At 73.2% G+C, this 17,222-nt stretch carries 14 protein-coding genes; 6 read left to right on the top strand and 8 right to left on the bottom strand.

The features are described from left to right. Positions 1 to 156 precede the first annotated feature (156 nt). Both ABZS80_RS03300 and ABZS80_RS03295 read left to right on the top strand, forming a co-directional pair. The gene (locus ABZS80_RS03300) at positions 157 to 651 is read left to right on the top strand and encodes a sigma-70 family RNA polymerase sigma factor (protein WP_355054654.1); all 495 of its coding nucleotides are present in this window, start codon (positions 157 to 159) and stop codon (positions 649 to 651) included. Next, positions 648 to 1,361, top strand: coding sequence for a zf-HC2 domain-containing protein (locus ABZS80_RS03295; RefSeq protein ID WP_151461345.1), 714 nt, complete (start codon positions 648 to 650; stop codon positions 1,359 to 1,361). Before ABZS80_RS03300 ends, ABZS80_RS03295 begins: the two co-directional genes overlap by 4 nt. Before the next feature lie 7 nt (positions 1,362 to 1,368). Here ABZS80_RS03295 and rarD read toward each other — a convergent pair whose 3' ends face one another. The 4 genes from rarD to eccE form a co-directional block, all read right to left on the bottom strand. Further along, a complete protein-coding gene (gene rarD / locus ABZS80_RS03290) occupies positions 1,369 to 2,292 on the bottom strand; it encodes an EamA family transporter RarD (RefSeq protein WP_355054234.1) in 924 nt (307 codons plus the stop codon). Further along, on the bottom strand, positions 2,289 to 2,777 hold the full coding sequence (locus tag ABZS80_RS03285; protein ID WP_355054233.1) for a GNAT family N-acetyltransferase: 489 nt from the start codon (positions 2,775 to 2,777) through the stop codon (positions 2,289 to 2,291). Before ABZS80_RS03285 ends, rarD begins: the two co-directional genes overlap by 4 nt. Positions 2,778 to 2,872: 95 nt before the next feature. Continuing rightward, positions 2,873 to 3,259: a phage holin family protein gene (locus ABZS80_RS03280; RefSeq protein WP_151461348.1), complete on the bottom strand. Its 387-nt coding sequence runs from the start codon at positions 3,257 to 3,259 to the stop codon at positions 2,873 to 2,875. A gap of 47 nt (positions 3,260 to 3,306) precedes the next feature. Beyond that, on the bottom strand, positions 3,307 to 5,112 hold the full coding sequence (gene eccE, locus ABZS80_RS03275; protein ID WP_355054232.1) for a type VII secretion protein EccE: 1,806 nt from the start codon (positions 5,110 to 5,112) through the stop codon (positions 3,307 to 3,309). Between the two features lie 236 nt (positions 5,113 to 5,348). Between eccE and ABZS80_RS03270 the strand changes: the two genes are divergently transcribed. Then, on the top strand, positions 5,349 to 5,666 hold the full coding sequence (locus tag ABZS80_RS03270; RefSeq protein WP_355054231.1) for a WXG100 family type VII secretion target: 318 nt from the start codon (positions 5,349 to 5,351) through the stop codon (positions 5,664 to 5,666). Between the two features lie 20 nt (positions 5,667 to 5,686). After that, complete coding sequence (locus ABZS80_RS03265; protein WP_262283331.1) at positions 5,687 to 5,980, top strand: WXG100 family type VII secretion target; 294 nt, start codon at positions 5,687 to 5,689, stop codon at positions 5,978 to 5,980. A gap of 78 nt (positions 5,981 to 6,058) precedes the next feature. Here ABZS80_RS03265 and mycP read toward each other — a convergent pair whose 3' ends face one another. Next, positions 6,059 to 7,264, bottom strand: coding sequence for a type VII secretion-associated serine protease mycosin (gene mycP, locus ABZS80_RS03260; protein ID WP_355054230.1), 1,206 nt, complete (start codon positions 7,262 to 7,264; stop codon positions 6,059 to 6,061). 154 nt (positions 7,265 to 7,418) lie between these two features. Here mycP and ABZS80_RS03255 point away from each other — a divergent pair, with 154 nt between their 5' ends. After that, entirely contained in the window at positions 7,419 to 10,412 is a 2,994-nt protein-coding gene (locus ABZS80_RS03255; RefSeq protein ID WP_355054229.1) for an SseB family protein, read from the top strand. Next, positions 10,409 to 10,774 (top strand): hypothetical protein, encoded by a 366-nt coding sequence (locus tag ABZS80_RS03250; RefSeq protein WP_355054228.1) that lies wholly within the window; start codon positions 10,409 to 10,411, stop codon positions 10,772 to 10,774. Before ABZS80_RS03255 ends, ABZS80_RS03250 begins: the two co-directional genes overlap by 4 nt. Position 10,775: 1 nt before the next feature. On the opposite strand, the gene ABZS80_RS03245 is transcribed toward ABZS80_RS03250, so the two are convergent. From ABZS80_RS03245 to ABZS80_RS03235, 3 genes are all read right to left on the bottom strand, one after another. Further along, positions 10,776 to 11,708: an alpha/beta hydrolase gene (locus ABZS80_RS03245; protein WP_355054227.1), complete on the bottom strand. Its 933-nt coding sequence runs from the start codon at positions 11,706 to 11,708 to the stop codon at positions 10,776 to 10,778. 158 nt (positions 11,709 to 11,866) lie between these two features. Continuing rightward, positions 11,867 to 14,299: an immune inhibitor A domain-containing protein gene (locus ABZS80_RS03240; protein WP_355054653.1), complete on the bottom strand. Its 2,433-nt coding sequence runs from the start codon at positions 14,297 to 14,299 to the stop codon at positions 11,867 to 11,869. Between the two features lie 285 nt (positions 14,300 to 14,584). Further along, positions 14,585 to 16,885: an immune inhibitor A domain-containing protein gene (locus ABZS80_RS03235; RefSeq protein ID WP_355054226.1), complete on the bottom strand. Its 2,301-nt coding sequence runs from the start codon at positions 16,883 to 16,885 to the stop codon at positions 14,585 to 14,587. Between the last annotated feature and the right edge of the window lie 337 nt (positions 16,886 to 17,222).

The following is a 17,222-nucleotide window of genomic DNA, read 5'->3' as shown; positions in this document are numbered from 1 at the left end:
AGCGGGCACCGGCGGGAAGCTGAACCCGGCGTGAACAAGCGCGGCGTGACCTGGGGCTGAACCGTTCGGCGTCACGGCACGTATCAAGGGGCGAACGCATCGCCGGTCTCCCCGCCGCCGGAAGCGAGGTACGCCATCAGCGACCACGACGCCCAACTGCTGCGCGCGCTGCACGACGAGCATGCCGACGCGCTCTTCGCGCACGCCCTCCGGCTGGTCAGCGGCGACCGGTCGCGGGCCGAGGACCTGGTGCAGGAGACGCTGCTCCGGGCCTGGCGGCACCCCGAGTCGCTGGACCCGCGGCGCGGCTCCGTCCGCGCCTGGCTCTTCACCACCGCCCGGAACCTGGCCATCGACGCCTGGCGCCGGCGGTCCACCCGGGTCGGCGAGGTCTACACCGACGAGCTGCCCGAACCCGCCGAGACGGTCGACGAGACGGAGCGCGCGGTGGAGGCGTGGACCGTGGCCGAGGCACTGAACCGGCTCAGTACGACCCACCGCGAGGTGCTGGTCGAGTGCTTCTACCAGGGGCGGTCGGTGGCCGAGGCGGCCGCCCGGCTCGGGGTGCCGCCCGGCACGGTGAAGTCGCGGACCCACTACGCGCTGCGCTCACTACGGTTGGTGCTGGCCGAAATGGGGGTGACCGGATGACCCGCTGCGAGTTCGAGCACGACGACGGCGCGTACGTCCTGGGCGCCCTCGCCCCCGCCGACCGGGCCGCCTACGAGCGGCACCTGGGCGGGTGCGCGTCCTGCCGGGAGGCGGTGGCCGAGATCGCCGTGCTGCCCGGCCTGCTGGGCCGGCTCGACCCGGCGGGGCTGGAGCAGTTCCTGCCGTCCGCCACCGAGGCGTCCCGGGTGCCCGCGCTGCTCGACGCCGCGCGGGAGCGCCGGCGCCGCGAGCGGTCCCGGTCCCGGCGGCGGTACGCCCTGACCGCGCTCGCCGCGGCCGCGCTGGCGGTGTTGGCGGGCGTCGGGGTGTCCCTGGTCCGCCCGCCGGCCGCCCCGCCGCCCACGGCGTTGCCCACGGCCACCGCTGCGCCGGTGACCATGACGGCCATGCGGCCGGTCGCCGGCGCCGCGCCGCTGCACGCCGAGGTCGGCCTGACCGACAAGAGGTGGGGCACCGAGGTCACCATGCGCTGCGGGTACGACCAGCGCGCCGGTCACCGGGAGGCGTACACCTTCCGGCTGGTGGCGCACGGCCCGGACGGCGCGACGGAGCAGGTCGGCACCTGGCTGGCCGCGCCCGGCGACAACGTCCGCGTGGTCGGCGCCACCCACTTCACCCACGGCGAGCTGGTGCGGCTGGAACTCGTCCGCGCCGACGGCACCCCGGTCCTCGCCTTCGACGCCCGCTGAGGCGCGGTCAGCGGGCCTCGGCGGGCACCAGGGCGGCGGCCCGCGCCTGCGCCCGGGTCCGGCGGGTGTGACGGAGGGCGTCCACCGTGAACACCACGAGGGCCACCCAGACCAGGCCGAACCCGGCCAGCCGGGCCGGCGGCATCGGCTCGTGGAAGACCAGCACGCCGCAGCCGAGCTGGAGGATCGGGCCGACGTACTGGAGCATGCCGATGGTGGAGAGCGGCAGCCGGTTCGCCGCGCCGGCGAAGAGCAGTAGGGGGATGGCCGTGGCCGCGCCCGCCAGCACCAGCAGCGCGGTGTGCCCCGCCGAGACGTGCCCGAAGGTCGCCGCGCCGCTCCGGGTCAGCCACGCCAGGTAGGCCAGCGCCGGAAGCGCCAGCACCGCCGACTCGACGAAGAGCCCTTCCGCGGCGGGCAGGCCGAGGCGCTTCTTGACCAGCCCGTATCCGGCGAAGCTGAAGGCCAGCACGAGGGCCAGCCACGGCGGCCGGCCGTAGTCGACGGTGAGCACGGCGACCGCGGCCCCGCCGACGCCGAGCGCCGCCCACTGCGCCGGGCGCAGCCGCTCGTGCAGCAGGAAGACCCCGATCAGCACGATGACCAGCGGGTTGATGAAGTAGCCGAGGGCGGTCTCCACCACCCGGTCGGAGTTCACCCCGTAGATGTAGGTGCCCCAGTTGACGGCGATCAGCGTGGCCGCGGTGGCGATACCGGCCAGCGCCCGGGGTCGCCGGGCCAGCGCCCGGAGGAAGCCGATGTTGCGCATGGCGGCCAGCAGCAGCGCCACGAAGACCACCGACCAGACGATCCGGTGCGCGAGGATCTCCACCGGGCCGGCCGGGCGGAGCAGCTTCAGGTAGATCGGGAAGAAACCCCAGATCAGGTACGCGCCGAAGCCGTAGAGGTAGCCGAGACGGGTCTGGTTCACGCCTCCACCGTAAGTGGTGAAGCGGCGCTTTGCTCCTTTCCGGTGAGCCGGGTCACGCGCTGGTCGTACTCCATCCAGCGGCCCGGCTCGACCGGCGTGAAGCCGACCTTCGCATAGACACCGTGCGCGTCGTTCGTGGCCAGCACCATCCGCCGTACGCCCCACTCGGCCAGGTGGTCGCGGGCCGCTCCGGCCAGCCAGGTGCCCAGCCCCCGGCCCCGCTCGGGCCGGTCGACGTAGACGTCGCACAGCCAGGCGAAGGTCGCCAGGTCGGTGACCACCCGGGCCACCGCCACCTGCCGACCGTCCCCGGGCCGGTAGACGCCGAAGCCGATCGACCCGGCGAAGGCCCGCCCGACGGTGTCCCGGTCCCGCCCGAGCGCCCAGTACGCGTCCGTGGAGAGCCAGTGGTGCACCCGGTCCAGGTCGAGCCGGTCCGGATCGGTGCTGAGCAGGTAGCCCTCGGGGTGGGTCAGGGTGAACATCCCTCCGACCCTAGTGGCGACCCGACCCGGCCTCACCAGCCAATTCCCGCCCGCTGGCCTGGGCCGGCGGGCGGGAACCGGCGGGTGGTGCGGGCTCAGTCGCGGTCGAGGACGGCGCCCAGGATCCAGGTGACGATGCCGACGAAGAGGGCGCCCAGCACCGCGGCCGGCCAGAAACCGTCCACGTGGAACGGCAGCCCGGCCTCACCGGCGATCCAGCTGGTGAGCAGGAACAGCAGGCCGTTGACCACCAGCGCGATCAGGCCGAGGGTCAGCAGGTAGAAACCGCAGCCGACGGTCTTGATGATCGGCTGGAGCACCGCGTTGACCACTCCGAAGATCACCGCGACGAGCACCAGCGTGGTCACCGTCTCGGTGGCCGAATCCGAGTCCAGCGTGATGCCCGGGATGAGCAGCGTGGCCAACCAGAACGCCACGGCCGTCGTGCCCAGCCGGATCAGGAGACCCTTCAGAAAATCCATGGCCGGGATCGTGCCACGCCGCGTCGACTCGCGGAACCCGTGCCGGCTCAGCCGCGGCCCGGACGACCGACCAGTTGCGACTCGATCGGCGTCGGCGAGAGCAGCGCCCAGCGCAGCGCCCGGCGGTTCACCACCGCCACCATGTCGTCCCGGATCCGGGTCAGCCACTCCGCCGAGCCGCCCAGGCCGAGGGCCGCGCCGGCCAGCGCCGCCTCGCCGGGGTCGAGCGGTTGCAGGATCGCCAGGTCGGCGCGGGCCAGCGCGGCCGTGTCGGCCGGGGTCAGCTCGTCGCGGACCACGAGGACCGACTGCCAGGCCACCGCCGGGCCGACCTCCGGCGGCACCGGGCCGGCGTCGACCACCAGCAGCAGGGGGCGCAGCGGGGAGCCGGGCGTGCCCCCGACCGGCCGCCCCGGCGGGACCAGTGGCACCGCGCCGCCCGGCCCGCCGACCCCGCGGACGAACGGCTCCCAGACCCGGGGCCGCGCCGTCTGCACCGCCACCCGTGCGCCGAGCGCCAGCGCCCGCAGGGTCAGCAGCTGGGCGGCCCGCACCCCACCCACCAGCAACAGCCGGGTCGTCGTGGGCCGGAACAGGCGTACGGTCACCGCGCCGCCGTGCCGGTTGGCGCCCACCATCAGCCCGGACTCGCCGAGGGTGAACTCCAGGGCGGCCAGCTCGGGCCCGACCGGGGGCGCGTCCGGCCGGGCCACCGCCAGCGGCAGGGTGGCGGCCAGCCCGCTCAGGTGCTCGCCGTCCAGCCGGCGCAGCTCGGCGCCGAGATCACCGGCGAGCCGGCGCAGCGCCCGCTCGGCCGCCGACAGCTCGGCCGCGGTGTGGGCGGCCAGGCGTACGGTCAGCTCGGCCGGAGCGGGCGCCGAGTCCGCCCCGGACCGCGGACCCACGCAGAGCGAGACGGTGGTGGCGGTCGCCGGCAGCGCCAGCAGCCGGGGAACCAGCCGCCGCGCGGCATCGGTGCGCGGATCCGGCCAGCGGTGCAGCCGCCACGTGGTCTGCGGGAGCCCGCCCACGGTCACGGCCGGCCAGCTCTCCCGGACCGGCGCCCCGTCGTCGTGGTGGGCCAGTTCGGCCACCACGCGCAGCGCCGCGGGACCGCCGAGGGGGCGACCGGTGAGCGGCCCGAGCCGGCGCACGATCCGCCGGACGGTGCCGGACAGCGCCCGGCGCAGCTCGTCGTCGGACCAACCGTCGGCCCGCAGCGCCCGGACGGCGAGCACCACCCGGGCCCGGGCGGCCAGCCGCCCGTCGGTGAGCTGCCGGTACGACGTGCCGGCCGCGCCCGCCCCGACGGCGGGTGCCGGCGCGGGGGACGCGGAGAACAGCAGCTGGATCCGGACCGGCGGACTCTCCGGACCCGCCGGGGGCAGCAGGCCGAGCGGCGGCGGCAGCTCCCGCGGGCCGTCGCCGAGCAGGTCGTCCGGGTCACCGATCTCCAGCAGCGCGGTCATCCCGGCGGTGTCCTCCAGCACCGCCGCCGGGCCGCCGGCCAGCTCGGCCGCATGCACCGCCGCGCCGGGGCGGGCCAGCTCCAGCAGCGCCGCCGGCCCGGAGGTGGCCGGGAGGGCCCGCCGCCGGGTGAGGTGGGCCGCGCCGACGGCGAGCCACTCGAAGAGCCAGCGGCCCCGGAGCCGGACCCAGGCGGCGGGCAGCAGCACCGCCGCCAGCAGCAGGGCGGCCGCGGTCACCAGGACGCCCCGGCCGACGGCCGCGACCAGCGCGGCGACCGCCACCTGCGCGGTCACCACCTGCCCGGCCCGGACGGGCGGCGCCGGGCGCCGGGTCCGCTGTGGAGGGTCGGCGGCCGCCGGTCGGACGCTGGTGGTCGCGGTCACCGCACCTCCCCCGCCCGTTCGCCGAGTGACGCCGCCGTGGCTCATCGTAGAGCTTTGCCGTCCACAGGGGAGCCCGAGGGGGTAGCAGAACCGGAGTCGGACGGCTACCGTCAGCGACGAGTTCCGTCGAGCGCGCCCGCCGTCCCCTTCCCCCTTCTCCGGTGGCGCGCTCCGGCGAGTCCACGGTGGTCGCTCCTGCGGCCAGCCACGACCGAGGAGACGAGGTGACGTCCGGGGTGTCCCAGACTCAGGCAGAAGCCGCGGTGATGCAGCACACCGCCGCGAAGTTCGAGCAGGTCGACCAGTCGTTGCAAACCATGCTCAGCGGCCTCATGGCCGAGCTGGAGGTGTTGCAGCAGGCCTGGCGGGGTGCCGGCGGGCGCTCCTTCGAGCAGGTCAAGCAGCAGTGGGCGCAGGATCAGAAGGCCCTGCAGCGGGCGCTGCGGGAGACCGCCACGGCCATCCGCAGCGCCGGCCAGCACTACGACGTGTCCGACACCGAGGCCGCCGGCCGCGTGGCGGGCACCAACCGCGGCATCCAGCTCCCCCTCTGACGCACGGGAAGGACCGATCGATGGACCACGGTGTGCTGGTCGTCAACTTCGCCGCCCTGCAACAGGCCGGCGCCGACATCCAGAGGGCGCTGACCACCCTCGAGAGCCAGCTCGGGCAGCTCGAACGCGACGCCGCCCCGCTGGTCGGGAGCTGGTCCGGTGAGGCGCGCGAGGCGTACGAGCAGCGGCAGGCCCGCTGGCGGGCCGCCTCACAGGACCTCCAGGCCATGCTGCGCGACATCAAGCTGGCCGTGGAGGACTCCGCGGCCGACTACCTCGACACCGAGAAGCGCAACGTCAACCTGTTCCAGTGACCGCCGCGGGGCGGCACGGGCGTTCCCGCCCGTGCCGCCCTGTCGCTTCCCTCCAACAGGACGCCGGGGCGGTGCGGGTCAGGCCGGGTCGGCCGGGTGCCACCGGCGGCGCGCCCCGCGGGGCAGCACCAGGGCGAGCAGCACCACCGCCACGGCCGAGGCGCCGGTCGCGGCGGCCACCAGCAGCGCCCGGTCCCGGGCCGACGTGCGGCGGGCCTCCCGGGCCAGCTCTGCCGCGTCCGGCCCGTCGACCGGCAGCGCCGCCCCGGCCCGGGGGCGAGCCGCCGCGACGGCGGGCGACTCGGTCACCGCCCGGTACGGGTTCAGCACCCCGGCGCCGTACCCGTCACCCCGTCCCGGGGCCGGGTCGGCGCCGGTTACGATCCGCCGGGCGACCTCCGCCGCGCCCAGGTCGGGGTGATACTGCCGGAGCAGCGCCGCGGTGCCGGCCACGAAGGGCGCCGCGTAGCTCGTCCCCTCCGCCCGGCGGTGGCCCTGGCGGGGCGCCGCCATCAGCACGTCGGCGCCGGGAGCGACCAGGTCGACGTACGGGCCGGTCTGGGAGAAGGCCGCGCGGATGCCGTCCGCCCCGATCGCACCCACCCCGAGCACCCCGTCGTACGCGGCCGGATACGGCCGGGGATCGCCGCTGTCGTGCAGGTTGCCGGCGGCGGCCACCACCACGACGTCCCGCCGCACCGCGTAGGCGACCGCGGCGCGGACGGCGGGGTTGTCCGCGTACAGCACGACGGAGAGGTTGACCACGTCGGCGTCGTGGTCCACCGCCCAGCGGATGGCCCGGGCGAAGTCGGCCGCCCCGACCGTACGCCCCGACTCCCGCCCGTCGACCACCTGCTGTTCGCTGACGCGTACGGGCAGGATGCGGGCCCCCGGGGCGATCCCCCGGAAGGCCACGCCCGGCCGGGGCGCGGCGGCGACCAGGCTCGCCACGCCGGTGCCGTGCCCGGCGCAGTCGCGGGTGCCGTCGCCGCCCGGGTCGAGGAAGTCGGCGCCGTCGAGGACCCGGCCGGTGAGCTGCGGGTGGGACCGGTCCACCCCCGAGTCGACCACCGCGACCACCACGCCGGCGCCGGTGGCGAGCGGGGTGAGCCGGTCCGGCGCGTACCGTTGCTGGGGCCACGGCTGCTCCGCGACAGGGCGGGCCGGCGCGGTCGGTGCGGCGCAGGCCGAGGGCGCGCGGGCCGAGGCCGGGGCGGCCGGCAGCCCGGCGACGAGGAGGGCCGCCAGGACGGCCAGGGCCGGGCGCGCGGTGGGCCGGGACATCGACGGCCTCCGTATCGTGTCGACTCCGGAACGGGATGTTAGCGCCTCGCCGGGCGACCCGGCCGACCGTCGACAGCCAGGCATTTGTGATCTTGTTACCACCTTGTAGGTTGTAGGCGATGCCTATGGCCTGTTCGCGGAAGGAGACGTGGCCGTGACCGGATGGGAACCGGCCACCGAGGCCGAGGTGGCGATGCGCGATGCGCTGCGCGCGCAGGACCAGCAGCTCTACTTCCGCATCCTGACCCGCCTCGAGCTGCTCCTGCCGGTCGCCGCGGAGACGCTCCCCGGGGCGGGCCCCGCGGGCTGGGGCACCTGGACCACCGGGGGCCGCACACACGTGCTGGCCTTCACCTCCGCCACCGCGCTGCGGGCCTGCCTGGGCGAGAACGCCGGTGCCACCCGCGGCATCCCCTATGCCGACCTGGCCGCGGGCTGGCCCAACCACGAGTGGTGGCTCTCGGTCAATCCCGGGCTGCCCATCGAGGGGTACCTGCCGGCCTGGTTCGTCGCGCAACTCGCCCGCGGTGACGTCCGGCTGCCGGGCCGGACCATGGGCGCCCGAGCCCGCCTGGAGCGGGTGGAGAGCGCCACCCGGGCCGCCCGGGGTGCCCCGTCCACACCCGGCCCGGACATCCCGCCGCCGGCGCCGGGACGGCGGGTCCCGCCCGACCCGGTCCCGGCTGGACGCGGTCCGGCCGTCCCCGAGCCGTCGACCGTCCCGATCCCGACCGTTCCCGCACCGAGCACCCGGGCCGCCGTCCCCGACGCGGCCGCCCCGTCGCCCCTGCGCCCCGATCCGCCCGCCCCGCCGCCGGCCCTGAGCCCCGACCCGGCCAACGGCCGGCCGGCCCGCCCGCTCGGCCGTCGTGCGCCCGATGACGGGCGGCCGGCGGACCCGGCGGGCGCCGACCCGGGCCTGGACAACCTCTCCGGCTGGCTCACCGATCTGCGCCGGCGCCCCGACGAGTCGGATCCGTTCGCCGGCGCCGGCCGTCCCGGACCGGCCAACGGCCGGCCGACCGAGCCCGCGCCGCCGCCCGCCCGGTCCTTCTTCGAACCCGCCTCGGGCCGCTCGCCCCAGCGGCCCTCGCCGCTCGACGCGCCGCGCCGCAGCGGGGACCGGGCCGTGCCGCCCTCCCGGTTCGCCGGCGGCGGCCAGCCGTTCCCGCGCCGCCGGCCGCTCAACGAGCCGGTGCCGGGGGATCCGACGCAGGCGTTCCAGGTGGACTCCGCCGGACCGGCGCCGGCGGGTCGGCCGGCGGAACCGGCCCGGCCGTTCCGCCCCGCGGCCCCGCCCGCCGATGCCACCCAGGCGCTGCCCCGCCGGCACGCGGCCACCGCTGACGGCCCGGACGAGCGCACCCAACCGATCCCCGGCCCCGGCGACCCCACCGCGGCCGAGGAGATTCCGCCGTCCATCGCCGAGCCGGTGTCCAGCCCGCCCGCGCCACGTCGGGGCTTCACCCCGATCGTCATCGAGGGCACCGTCATCGAGTCCCGCGACCTGACCGAACCGTCCGTGCGCTCCACCGCCGGCGCGCCGCCTGAGCCGTACCGGGTGCCCACGGTGCCCGCCGCCGCGTCCGCGATGGCGCCGCCCGCCTCCGGGGCCGACGGTGACGCGGACGTGCCCTGGGCCGGGCCAACCGACCCCACCCTGCCGCTGACGGTCGACCGGCCCACCTCGCCCGCCCCCGGCCACGTCGCCACCGGGCCCTCCGACCTGGGGGAGCGGCCGTTCGGAACGCCGGGCGAGCCGACCGTGCCGATGTTCGGTCCGGCGGACGACCCGCGCCCGTCACTGTTCACCCCCGCCGGCCCGGACGAGGACGCCGGCGCACCGCCGGCGGTGCCGTCGTCCGACCGGGTTCCGTCGGCGGATGAGGCGACCACGTCGCTGTTCGCGCCGACCACCCCGGCGCCCGAGCCGACCACGTCGCTGTTCGAGCCGGCCGCGCCGGCCGCCACCGCCGACGAGCCGACCACGTCGGTGTTCGCGCCGGCAGCCGCCGACGAGCCCACCGCGTCGGTGTTCGCCCCGACCACTGCCGTCGACGAGCCGGCCACGTCGGTGTTCGCGCCGGCCGCCGCGGCCGGGCCCGGGTCGACGGAGCAGGCGACGGTCCCCGGCATCCCGTCCCCGGCGGGCGTCGCCGGCAGCACCGGGGAGGCCGACTTCGTGCCGGCGAACGAGGTGGAGGAGGAACTGCTGGCGGCGGCCGGCAGCGGCAGCACCGACGGTTTCCTCACGACCCTGCTGCTGGCCCGGGTGCTGCTGCCGGTCGCACCCGAATCGGCGGCGGGCAGCCGTCCGGGGGACGCCGGCTTCGTCTGGCGTACGGAGCAGATCGACGGTGGGACCTACGTGGTCGTCCACACCTCGCCGGAGCGCCTGGCGGATCGGGCCGGCAGCCCGGCCGAGACGGTCCGCGTGAAGTTCGTCCAGCTCATCCGCCGCTGGCCGGACGTGAGCTGGTCGTTCGCCGTGAACCCGGGCACGCCGGTCGGGGCGACGTACCCGGGGGAGCAGGTTCTCGCGCTCGCCAACTGGGCCGCCGAGGTGGGGCTGGGCGACGACCCCGAGACCGAGCCGGAGCCGCGGGCCACCGCACCGGCGCCGGCGACCGAACCCCGGCCGGCTCCGCCGCCCGTGGACCCGACCCGGCCGGTGACCATGCAGAAGGCGATCGCCCCGAGCCAGCTGGCCTACTACCTGGAGCGGGGCTACGACCGGGTCTCCGGCTTCGTGCACCGGGCCAGCGAGCTGGCCCACCTCGGCACCCCGGCGGAGCTGTACGACGCGCTCGGCCTCGGCCACACCGGCTCGCCGTTCTCCCGGGACGCCGAGGAGATCTATGTGCTGCGCTGGCCGGCCTACCGGCCGAGCCTCTACCGCATCCCGTACGGCGGGCAGAACGAGGCCGCCATGCGGGCCATGGAGGGCTGGGTGATCGAGCGGCCCCCGTTCCGCGGCAACGGCTTCGCGCCGGGGGAGAGCAGCGACGTGGTCGCCGAGTTCAAGGTGGACAGCGCCCGGCTGCCGCACGGCGCGGAGCTGTGGCGGATCGGCGCGGACCGCAGCGAGCGGGTGGTCGCCGTGCTGGACACCGACGAGCTGGCGTGGCACCCGGCGGGTGACGCGTGACCCGCGACGGCTACGTGGCCCGCTGGCGGGGCCGGGAGTACCAGGCCAGCCCGGACGGCGGCGACGTCCGCCTGTACCAGCCGGAACCGGGCGAGGGCTTCACCGAGGTACGCCCGGGCCGGCACGTCCGGGTAATGCCGGTGGCCGAGGTCGAGGACCTGGCGTACGTGCGGACCACCTGCACCTGGCAGGGGCAGCCGTTCATCGTGCTGGCCGAGCACGACGGCTGGCTGCGGGTGGAGTACACGGGCGGCCGCTGGCCGGTGGCGCAGAAGATGGGGCTGGAGGCGTTCGACTTCGGCGTCTACCAGGGCTGGGCGCCCGCCGACGAGGTGACGGACCTGCGCGAGCAGCGGGTGTGAGTCAGGACTTCGTCCAGCGCAGGATCTCGCCGAGCACCAGGTCCCGGGCCTCCACGTGCGGGAAGTGGCCGACGCCATCGAGCAGCCGCCACTCGTAGGGGGCGGTGACGTAGCGGCCGGAGCCCTGTGCGGTGCGGGGCAGCGAGGCCCGGTCCAGCGCGCCGTGCAGTTGCAGGGTGGGGGTGACCAGCGGCTTCTGCATGAGCCGCACGAACCGGTAGCCGTGCAGTCGCAGCACCGACCGGAACGCCCAGCGGTAGCCCTCCATGGCGCAGAACGCCGCCTGCGGGATCTGCATGGCCACCCGGCAGCACCGGGCGTACGCGTCGAAGTCGGGCCCGTTCACCCAGCGCGGCCCGCCCCAGCGGCGCAGCATCGCCTCCACCTCGGCGGCGTCGTCGCGGGTCAGCACGTGCTCGTAGCGGGGGAGCTGGAACTTCAGCGTGGGGGTGGACGCGGTGAACTGGCCGCGCGGGTCGGCGAAGATGGCGGCCCGCAGCCGGAGCGGGTGCGGTGCGCCGAGCACCACCAGCCGCCGGACCAGAGTGGGGTGGAACGACGCGGCGGTCCAGGCGACGAGGCCGCCGGCGCCGCTGCCGACCAGGGTGGCCGACCGCTCGCCGAGGGCCCGGATCAGCCCTGCCACGTCGGCGGCGAGGGTGTAACCGTCGTACCCCCGGGGTGGCTTGTCGCTCGCGCCGTAACCCCGCAGGTCGACGGCGACCGCGCGGAAACCGGCGTCGGCGACGGCCGGCAGCATCTCGTGCCAGGCGTACCAGTATTCGGGGAAGCCGTGCAGGAAGAGCACCATGGGGCCGGTGCCGGCCTCGACGACGTGGAAGCGGCTGCCGTTCGCGCCGACGAACCGGTGGGTCCACGGCCCCTCGGGGAGCACGCAGGACTCGTCGGCGGGTCCGCCACGCTGGTCGGTCATGGGCCACAGCCTAGGGCCGGCGCCGTGCGGGCGGCCCCGCAGGTGCGGAGGATCAGGGGATTCTCCGGGAGATCGCCGGACGGCCCGGGTGCCGGAAAGGGCGATGCCCGGGCAGGTGACCTGCCCGGGCATCGCGGGGTGTAGCGGTGATCAGCGGCTCAGGAGAAGCGGACCTTCAGCGAGGCGCCGTTCTGCTGCAGAACCTTGATCTTGACGCCGGCGGCCGGGAGCTTGACGCCGTGGTTCGGCAGCTCCGGGTACCAGTACTGCTTGGTGTCGTCGAACAGCGGCTGCGCGGCCTGGCCACGGATGTACTGCGGCTGGCTGTTGATGTGCAGCGTGAACGAGTCCGCCTTCTTCAGGCTGAACGGCGCGTCGTAGACCTGGACGCGGGCCCGCCACGGGGCGCCGGTCAGGTTGTAGATCGGCCGCGGGTGCGCGTCGATGTAGAGGTTGCGACCCTCGCCCGGGTGCTCGAACGTGTCGTTGTCCGCGTACCGGAGGTTCCAGTACGAGATCAGCAGACCCTCCTGGTACGCGTAGTGGTCCACCCAGTCCGGGCGGGTGTTCGCGTAACCGAAGTAGTACGGTCCGGTCTTCAGGTACTTGTCGTAGGAGACGTACGACCGGTTGCCGGCGATGTAGTAGTTGTCGAAGAGCCGGGTGTAGCTCTCGCCGGTGATGCTCCAGCCGTCGAGCGCCCAGTCCCCGGCACCGGTCTCGGCGCCGTCGCTGAGCAGGGTCTGGCCGTCGGCGGTCACGGTGATGGCGTCACCGAAGAAGCCACCGCGGGAGAGCCCTTCGTCGGTGACGTAGTGGAACCGGAACTGCACCACCTTGCCGGCTGCGGCGTTGAGCGGGATGTTGATGTCCAGCCAGTTGCCGGCGCTGCTGCCGGTCAGGCCCGGCGTGGGGTCCTTGTCGGAAACCGGCGGGATCGGCTTGCCGTTGACCGTGCCGGGCAGCGCGGCCCAGGTCTTGCCGCCGTCCATCGACGCCTCGAAGAAGAGGTAGTCGAAGCCGGACTCGATGTTGAAGCGGCCCTTCATGGACAGCGCCGCCGAGGTCTTCCCGGTGAGGTCGAGCGTCCTGGTCATGGTGTTGTTCAGGCCGTCGTCATTACCGGAGAAGTACTGCTTGGTGCCCTCGAACGGAGCGCCGTACTGGAAGGTGTACTCCCGCTGCGGCAGCACCACGACCGCGGCCTGCGCCTTCTTGGAGTTGTACTCCTCCGGGCCCAGGTCCAGGTCGCGCTTCTGCCCTGCCTTGACCACCTCGTAGTCGAGCCAGCCGAGCTGGAGCTTGTTCCAGGCACCGAGGTCGCCGCCGCGCTCGCCGATGCCGGCGTCGTTCTTGCCGCTGAGCCGGCTCTGGGCCATCAGGGTCCAGTGCTCGTTGTTGTTGTCGCCGCCGTTGATGTTGTTGTAGTCGTCCGGCAGGCCGAGGTCGTGGCCGTACTCGTGGTAGAAGACGCTGCGGCCACCGTTCTCCGGCTGGATCGTGTAGTCGCGGATCCAGACGCCGGTGTCGCCGATCTGGGTGCCGCCGATCGGGAAGTTCGCCGGACCGACGCGGGAGGTGTTGTAGGCCGCCCAGCGGTGGCTCCAGATGGCGTCCTCACCCTGATGCGGGTCACCGTCGGCCTGGTCGCCGCCGGAGTGGACGATCTGGAAGTGGTCGATGTAGCCGTCCGGCTCGTTGAAGTTGCCATCGCCGTCGTAGTCGAACCGGTCCCACTGGTCGAACGACTGCATGTCGGCCTTGATCTGGGCGTCGGTGCGGCCCTTGGCCTTCTGGTCGGCGACCCACTGGTTGGCGGCGTCGCGGATCAGGTCCCAGGTGTTCTGGCAGACGTTGCTGTCGCAGACGGCCGGGTCGTTGGCCGGGTCGTCCGAATCGTCGGCGATCGGGTCGTCCGAGCGGCCGTACCGGGCGGCGTTGTACTTGACCTTCACCCAGTCGGTGACCGTGCCGTCGACGGTGTAGCGGCCGGACGACTGGGCCTCGTAGTACTGCTTGAGCGACTCGTCGCCCGGCTTCGTGCCGAAGTACAGCTGGCGGAAGTGCTCCGGGCTGTAGTCGGGCTGCCAGACGGTGGAGTTGTCCACGGCCCGGTTGGGCGCCGGGATCTCGTTGTGCTGCGGACCGTCGTACCCGGTCGGACCCGCGATGTCCGGGTTGATGTCCTTGTCCGGGTAGGCCGGGTCGCGGTCGTCGCCGAACTCGGCGAGGATCACGAAGATCTTGTCGGTCCGTTCCCGGGCCAGCTCGACGTACTGGTCCTTCTTGCCCGCCTTGTTGCTGGCGGTCCGGGCGCCGGCCGCCGCCGCCGCGCCGCCGGCGGTCTCGCCGACCTTGACGACGGTGCTGCCGTTGATCTTCTGGGCCTTGGCCCGGCCGGACAGGACCTCGCTGAGGCCCTCCTGGCGGAGCGCCCGCCGCTTGTCCTCAAGCTTGTCCGGCAGATCGTGAGGGGCCTGCGGCTCGGCGGCCGCCGGAGCGGCAGTCGGCAGCTTCGGCGTCGGCGCGGCGCTGGCGGCAGTGCCGGCCACCAATCCCGTCGCCGTCAGCGAAAGCCCGAGCAGACCCACTGCGACTTTGCGCACGTGGTACCTCCGGTGTGAGGGAACCGGCCCAACGGGGGTAGGGGCCGGTGGAAGGTCCCACAAGTGGGACCACTGGTGAAGATAAACATTCCCGTGACGGGTGGGAAGACAGACGCGTCGATTTGTAGCAACTTTTTGTTGGGAACGCTCCTCACCGTCACATAAGGATCGGTCGATCGGGTGGCCTGAGCTGGGGCGAAAGGTTTCGGGGTACGCGAAAGGGGCCGTCGGCGTTACCGCCGACGGCCCCTCCCGTGTGGTGCTACCCGATCAGTTGCTGACCTTGACGACCATGTCGCTGGTCGGGGTGGTGCCCTGCTTCAGGATCTCGATCTTGGTGCCGGTGCCGGCGACCTTCACCGAGTTCCACGGGTTGTTGCTGTTCCAGTACTTGTTGACCCCGTTGTCGGTGAACACCGGGTTCGCGTCGAGCTTCGGCACGGTGACCGCCACGTCGTTCTTGTGGAAGGTCTGCGCCGGCTTGGCGTACAGGCTGAACGTGGCGTCGTAGCCGTTACGCCGGTTGGTGATGTTGCCCTGGTTGCCGACCTGGATCTTGCCCGGCCGAACGTCGACCGGCAGGTTCAGACCGTAGCCCGGGTGTTCCGACGTGTTGTTGTCGCCGTACGCGTAGTTCACGTACCAGACCAGCAGGCCCGGCTGGACGGAGAACCGCTCCACCCAGTTCGGGCGGCTGGCGAACCCGTAGTTGTAGCCACCGGTCCGCAGCGTGTCGTCGTAACCGAAGTAGGTCCGGTTCTCGGCGATGTAGAAGCGGGGGTAGGTGTCGGTGACCGTACCGCCGATCCGGCTCCAGCCCTTCGCGGTCCACTCCGTGGCGAGGGTCTCCGCGTCGTCGGTCCAGGCGACGGTGCCGTTCTTGGTCAGCGTGACGTTGTCCAGGAACGCACCGGCGTAGTGCACGCCGCCGTCGGTGGCGTACCGGTACCGGAAGGTGACGGTCTGCCCGGCGTAGGCGGTCAGGTCGTAGGTCGAGTCGACCCACTGGCCGCTGCTGGAACCATCGATGCCGTCCTGGATCTGACCGTTCTCCAGCTTGTCGTGCAGCCCGTTGGTGAGCGCGTGCCAGGTGGCGCCACCGTCGGTGGACACCTCGGCGTAGAGGTAGTCGTAGTCCTCTTCGATGTCGTACTGCAGCTTCGACGTGATCGACGCGGAGGTCGCGCCGGTCAGGTCCAGGGTGCGGGTCAGCGAGGTGTCCAGGTAGTCCGCGCTGCCGCCCCACCACTCGTACGACCCGCCGAACGGCGTGTTGTAGTTCGTGGTCTGGGTCTGCGCGGGCAGGTTCACCACGACCGCCTGGGCCTTCGGCCCGTCGCTGTCGCCGGCCGGACCGAGGGTCACCTGGGTGGTGCCCGAGCCGTAGTCGACGGTCGAGTGGTTCAGCCAGCCGAGGAAGAGCTTCGACCACGGGTCCATGTAGCCCGGGGTCGAACCGATGTCGTCGGTGCCGTGGCTCAGCCACGAACCCGAGGACATCAGGCTCCAGAAGCCGACGCCGTTGTCGCCGCCCGCGGTGTCGTACAGGTCCGGCAGACCGAGGTCGTGACCGTACTCGTGGGCGAAGACACCGAGGCCGCCGTTCTCCGGCTCCGTGGTGTAGTCACGGATCCACAGACCGGTGTCGCCGATCTGCACACCACCGTTGAGGTTGCCGGCCGGGCCGGCCTTGCCCGCGAGGTTGGTGAACGCCGCCCAGCGGTGCGACCAGATGGCGTCCTCGCCCTCGGCGCCGCCGCCGGCCTCCTCGCCCTCACCGGCGTGCACCGCCTGGAAGTGGTCGATGTAGCCGTCGGGCTCGTTGAAGTTCCCGTCGCCGTCGAAGTCGTAGCGGTCCCAGACGTCGAACTGCTTCAGGTAGTCCTTGATCTCCTGCGGCGTCTTGCCGGTCTTGGCCTGGGTCTCATACCAGGACGTGGCCGTGTCCTTGATGAAGTTCCAGTAGCCGTCGGCCTCGGAGATCTTGTTGCTGCCGTACCGCGCCTCGTTGAACGGGACGGTGATCCAGTCGCTGACGTCGCCGCCAACGGTGTACCGGCCACCCGACTGCTTGAGGTAGAAGTCCCGGAACGACTCGCCCTCACCGTAGAACATGTCCATGTAGTGCTCGCGGTGGAAGTCGGAGCGCCACATGGTGCTGTTGTCGTCGGTGGAGCTGCCGTCCCAGTTGCGGTCCGGCTCAGGGATCTGGTTGACCACCGGGCCGGCAGCTCCACCGGTACGGGGGTCGGTCTTGTCGCCGAAGTTGACCAGCATCGTGAAGATCGGGTCGGTCTTCGGGGCCTGCTGGTACTCGACGAACAGGTCGTCCTTGACCTGGATGACCTTCGAGCCGTTGCGCGTCTGAAGCTTGGCCTTGCCCTGCAGCAGGTCGGAAATCGCCTGCTTCCGGAGCTCCCGGTTCTGGTCCGCCTTCGCGTCCGGGAGGTTGTCCTTGCCGTGCTTCGCCTTTTCGACGCCGGGGGTGGGCTCCGCAGCCGGGGCGGCGGATGCCGGCGTCGTGACGACGCCGGCTGCCAGCAGCGCGGCCGCGGCCGAGGCCAGGCCCACTGTGACTCGTCTCCTCAAAGGTCCTCCTCCTTTGTGGAACTGTTACATGACAGAGGCAGCCAAAGCCATCACTGTCATGTCATGCGTCACTCACAATGACAGGTGTTTGCATCGTTGTCACCGGTCAATCACCCGATCATTCGGCTTTTTTTCCCGGCCAAAACGGGACGAAATCGCCCAGCAATTTAGCGACGATTCACATTACGTTTCGGCCACGATCACCCGTAGTGACGGTGATTATGGGGTCCCCGAAGAGGAGCGCAGTGGCGCCGGAAAATGTCACACGGCCGCGGAGAAAAATTGTCCGCGTGTAAGAAGGGCGGGGCCCGTCCGGAGC

Origin of the sequence: Micromonospora sp. NPDC005305 (genome assembly GCF_040607315.1) — a bacterium.
Taxonomy (GTDB): Bacteria; Actinomycetota; Actinomycetes; order Mycobacteriales; family Micromonosporaceae; genus Micromonospora.
The sequence above is the reverse complement of the archived record's forward strand: the minus strand, read 5'-3'. Positions and strand labels throughout refer to the sequence as shown.

Coding starts and splice junctions, on each gene's coding strand:
- ABZS80_RS03245 (WP_355054227.1), bottom strand. CDS start 11,708: ATGACCGACCAGCGTGGCGGACCCGCCGACGAGTCCTGCGTGCTCCCC.
- ABZS80_RS03265 (WP_262283331.1), top strand. CDS start 5,687: ATGGACCACGGTGTGCTGGTCGTCAACTTCGCCGCCCTGCAACAGGCC.
- ABZS80_RS03295 (WP_151461345.1), top strand. CDS start 648: ATGACCCGCTGCGAGTTCGAGCACGACGACGGCGCGTACGTCCTGGGC.
- ABZS80_RS03285 (WP_355054233.1), bottom strand. CDS start 2,777: ATGTTCACCCTGACCCACCCCGAGGGCTACCTGCTCAGCACCGATCCG.
- ABZS80_RS03280 (WP_151461348.1), bottom strand. CDS start 3,259: ATGGATTTTCTGAAGGGTCTCCTGATCCGGCTGGGCACGACGGCCGTG.
- mycP (WP_355054230.1), bottom strand. CDS start 7,264: ATGTCCCGGCCCACCGCGCGCCCGGCCCTGGCCGTCCTGGCGGCCCTC.